The organism is Mesorhizobium sp. M7A.F.Ca.CA.002.05.1.1, assembly GCF_003998335.1.
Lineage (GTDB): Bacteria > Pseudomonadota > Alphaproteobacteria > Rhizobiales > Rhizobiaceae > Mesorhizobium.
On record NZ_RZQI01000579.1, the window covers coordinates 1 to 3,948 of the forward strand.

Genomic DNA, 3,948 nt, shown 5'->3' on the forward strand with positions numbered 1-3,948 from the left:
GTCGCGATCCAAACCGATGTTTCATCCGATCACGGATTTATTACGGACCGCCCAGGCTGACGGCGAGATTGACGGCGGCGGCGACGATGACCGTGTTGAAGAAAAACGACAGGATCGAATGGACAAGCACGACACGACGCATATGCGTGGTCGAGATGTTGGTATCGGCGGTCTGTGCCGTCATGCCGATCACCGTCGAGAAGTACAGGAAGTCCCAGCCCTCCGGCCGTTTGTCGCCCGGGAACAGCAGTCCGCCGACAGGGATTTTCTTCCTGGTCTCGGCATCCACAGCATCGCCGTCCATCCAGTAGACATGAGCATAATGGAGCGCTGCCATGGCATGAATGGTGAACCAGCCGAGCGGGATCGACAGCAGCGCGAAGGTGAGCTCGACGGGATGGCTTCTGTCCTTCTGATTGATCAGTAGGAACAATGAGATAACGGCAACGCCGACGACGACAAGCGTCACAGCGAAGATGACCAGCACCGGCTGGTCCGTGGCACGCGCATTCCTGCTCAGATACCTGCCGGTGAACTTCGGCATCTGGGCGACGACGAGAATGACATAAGCGGCAAAGAACGCGTTGGCGCCGATCGAATAGGCAAGCGGGGCGTGCAGCAGCAACGCCACGAGAAGCGCAAAAACGCCAACGCAGGCCGACACAGCGAACAACATGTGGCGCTGAATGGGAGACTTCACCGGGGTTTCGGCAGCCATGTCGGTTCCAACCTTGAATGGCGCTCGGTTTCTAGTCTGGTGTGGCGGATTTGAGCGCCCGCCGCAAGATGCGGTCGAGTTCGCCGAGAAACCGCGACCGGTCTTGCGGCGCGAAGCTGGCATTGTAGCCCTTGCTTTCGCCGGTCTCGCGCAGATGCTGCTTCAGGTCACGCATGGCTACCGCCATGCCGATCGTTTCCGGCGTGAAGGGGCGTCCCGTTGGCCCAAGCACATGGGCGCCGAGTGCCACCGCGCGGGCGGCCAGCGGAATGTCGGCGGTGATCACAATGTCGTTGGTGCGTGCATTGTCCACGATCCAGTCGTCGGCGGCATCAGCGCCCTTGGAGACCACCACATTGCGGATCATCGGATCGCGCGATGGCCGCAGGCCGCCATTGGAGACGTAGGTGACAACGACGCCATGCCGGTCGGCCACTTTTTCGACCTCGGCCTTGACCGGGCAGGCGTCTGCATCGACGAGAATAGCGGGGAGTTCGCTCATGTTTCTTTTCTCCTCCCACTTGTGAACCACAGAGGTCGCGGGCCGATTGGGCGGCGGCCTGGTATCTTCCTCAGTAAACCACGACGCTTCTGATCGATTTGCCCTCATGCATGAGATCGAAACCCTTGTTGATGTCCTCGAGCTTCAGCGTGTGAGTGATCATCGGGTCGATCTGGATCTTGCCGTCCATGTACCAGTCGACGATCTTGGGCACGTCGGTGCGGCCGCGCGCGCCACCGAAGGCGGTTCCCATCCAGGTGCGGCCGGTGACCAGCTGGAACGGCCGCGTCGAGATCTCCTGGCCGGCACCGGCGACGCCGATGACGACCGACTTGCCCCAGCCGCGATGCGAGGCTTCCAGCGCCTGGCGCATCACCTTGGTGCTGCCGGTGCAGTCGAATGTGTAGTCGGCGCCGCCGATCTGGTCGGCGCCACGCTTGGTCATGTTGACGAGGTGGGGCACGACATCGCCGTCGATCTCCTTCGGATTGACGAAATGCGTCATGCCGAAGCGCTCGCCCCACTCCTTCTTGTCGTTGTTCAAATCGACGCCGATGATCATGTCGGCGCCGGCAAGTTTCAGGCCTTGGATCACGTTGAGGCCGATTCCGCCGAGGCCGAAGACGACGGCGGTGGCGCCGATCTCGACCTTGGCGGTGTTGATCACAGCACCGATGCCGGTGGTGACGCCGCAGCCGATGTAGCAGATCTTGTCGAAGGGCGCGTCGGGGTTGACCTTGGCTAGCGCGATCTCGGGCAGCACGGTGAAGTTGGAGAAAGTCGAGCAGCCCATATAGTGAAAGATCTTGTCCTTGCCGATCGAGAAGCGCGATGAACCATCGGGCATCAGGCCCTGGCCCTGGGTGGCGCGGATGGCCGTGCACAGATTGGTTTTTCGCGACAGGCAGGAATGGCACTGGCGGCATTCGGGCGTGTAGAGCGGGATGACGTGGTCGCCCTTCTTGAGCGAGGTGACGCCCTTGCCGATATCGACGACGACGCCAGCGCCCTCATGGCCGAGGATGGCCGGAAACAGACCTTCAGGATCAGCACCCGACAGCGTGAATTCGTCGGTGTGGCAGATGCCGGTCGCCTTGATCTCGACCAGCACCTCGCCCTCACGTGGGCCGTCGAGATCGACCTCCATGATCTCCAGCGGCTTTCCGGCGGCGACAGCGACAGCGGCGCGGGTTTTCATCAGACGTCCTCCAATGCGAGTTTTTTCCAAGGTTTCAGGTTTTGCCGACACGATCAACTGGCGGCTGGCTCCCTGACTGGGCCACAGCGATGAATTGGAATCGCAAGTCGATTGAAAGGCAGTGAATTGCATGGTCGGCTTGACCCTGCAAGCACAGGCCATAAAAGGAACGGCCGACCCGAGGGATGACATTTCGCATGTTCACCAAGATCCTGATCGCCAATCGCGGCGAAATTGCCTGCCGCGTCATCAAGACGGCGCGCAAGATGGGCATCGCCACGGTTGCCGTCTATTCCGATGCCGATCGCGATGCCGTGCATGTCGAGATGGCCGACGAGGCGGTGCATATCGGGCCTTCACCAGCCGCGCTGAGCTATCTCGTCCCGGAAAAGATCATCGCCGCCTGCAAGGAAACGGGGGCCCAGGCCGTGCATCCCGGCTACGGATTCCTGTCCGAGCGGGCGGCCTTCTGCGAAGCGCTGGAAGCGGAAGGCATCATTTTCATCGGCCCGAAGCCCAAGGCCATAAAGGCGATGGGCGACAAGATCGAATCGAAGAAGTTCGCCAACGCCGCCAAGGTTTCCACCGTGCCCGGCTGGCTCGGCGTCATCGAGAATGCCGACCATGCCGAAAAGATTGCCGGCGAAATCGGCTACCCCGTGATGATCAAGGCTTCGGCCGGCGGCGGCGGCAAGGGCATGCGCATCGCCTGGAGCGAGGCCGAAGTGCGCGACGGCTTCGACCGCGCGCGCTCGGAAGCCAAGAGTTCGTTCGGCGACGATCGTGTCTTCATCGAGAAATTCGTCGTCGATCCGCGCCATATCGAAATTCAGGTGCTGGCCGACGCGCATGGCAATGCGCTCTATCTCGGCGAGCGCGAATGCTCGATCCAGCGACGCAACCAGAAGGTCGCCGAAGAGGCGCCGTCGCCGTTCCTGGATGCCGAGACGCGCAAGGCTATGGGTGAGCAGTCGGTGGCGCTGGCCAAGGCCGTCGACTACCAGAGCGCCGGCACGGTCGAATTCATCGTCGACAAGGACAAGAACTTCTATTTCCTTGAAATGAATACACGATTGCAGGTCGAGCATCCGGTGACGGAGCTCGTCACAGGCATTGATCTGGTCGAGCAGATGATTCGCGTCGCCGCCGGCGAAAAGCTTGCCATCAAACAAAGCGATGTCAAACTGAACGGCTGGGCAGTGGAAAGCCGGCTCTATGCCGAAGATCCCTACCGCAACTTCTTGCCGTCGATCGGCCGGCTGACACGCTACCGGCCGCCTGAGGAAGGACAATTCGGCGATGTCATCATCCGCAACGACACCGGCGTCACCGAAGGCTCCGAAATCTCGATGTTCTACGATCCGATGCTCGCCAAGCTGTGCACCTGGGCGCCGACGCGTCTGGAGGCCATCGATGCCATGTCGGAAGCGCTCGACAGCTTCGTCGTCGACGGTATCGAGCACAACATTCCGTTCCTGGCTGCCTTGATGCAGCATCCGCGTTGGCGGGAAGGGCGGATATCAACCGCTT

The 3,948-nt window shown here is 61.1% G+C and carries 4 protein-coding genes; 1 reads left to right on the forward strand and 3 read right to left on the reverse strand.

Going from position 1 to position 3,948, the window contains the following annotated elements:
- Nucleotides 1-40 precede the first annotated feature (40 nt).
- From EN939_RS24345 to EN939_RS24355, 3 genes are all read right to left on the reverse strand, one after another.
- On the reverse strand, nucleotides 41-718 hold the full coding sequence (locus tag EN939_RS24345; protein ID WP_023810520.1) for a DUF1345 domain-containing protein: 678 nt from the start codon (nucleotides 716-718) through the stop codon (nucleotides 41-43).
- Nucleotides 719-749: 31 nt separating this feature from the next.
- Complete coding sequence (locus EN939_RS24350) at nucleotides 750-1,220, reverse strand: YaiI/YqxD family protein (protein ID WP_127270240.1); 471 nt, start codon at nucleotides 1,218-1,220, stop codon at nucleotides 750-752.
- Between the two features lie 70 nt (nucleotides 1,221-1,290).
- On the reverse strand, nucleotides 1,291-2,418 hold the full coding sequence (locus tag EN939_RS24355; RefSeq protein WP_127270241.1) for an S-(hydroxymethyl)glutathione dehydrogenase/class III alcohol dehydrogenase: 1,128 nt from the start codon (nucleotides 2,416-2,418) through the stop codon (nucleotides 1,291-1,293).
- A 197-nt stretch (nucleotides 2,419-2,615) separates the two neighbouring features.
- Here EN939_RS24355 and EN939_RS24360 point away from each other — a divergent pair.
- On the forward strand, nucleotides 2,616-3,948 hold a 1,333-nt coding region (locus EN939_RS24360), incomplete at its 3' end, for an acetyl-CoA carboxylase biotin carboxylase subunit (RefSeq protein ID WP_164751184.1).

What these genes read in the sequence shown, in the direction of transcription:
- EN939_RS24355 (WP_127270241.1), bottom strand. Translation starts at nt 2,418, where the DNA reads ATGAAAACCCGCGCCGCTGTCGCTGTCGCCGCCGGAAAGCCGCTGGAG.
- EN939_RS24350 (WP_127270240.1), bottom strand. Translation starts at nt 1,220, where the DNA reads ATGAGCGAACTCCCCGCTATTCTCGTCGATGCAGACGCCTGCCCGGTC.
- EN939_RS24345 (WP_023810520.1), bottom strand. Translation starts at nt 718, where the DNA reads ATGGCTGCCGAAACCCCGGTGAAGTCTCCCATTCAGCGCCACATGTTG.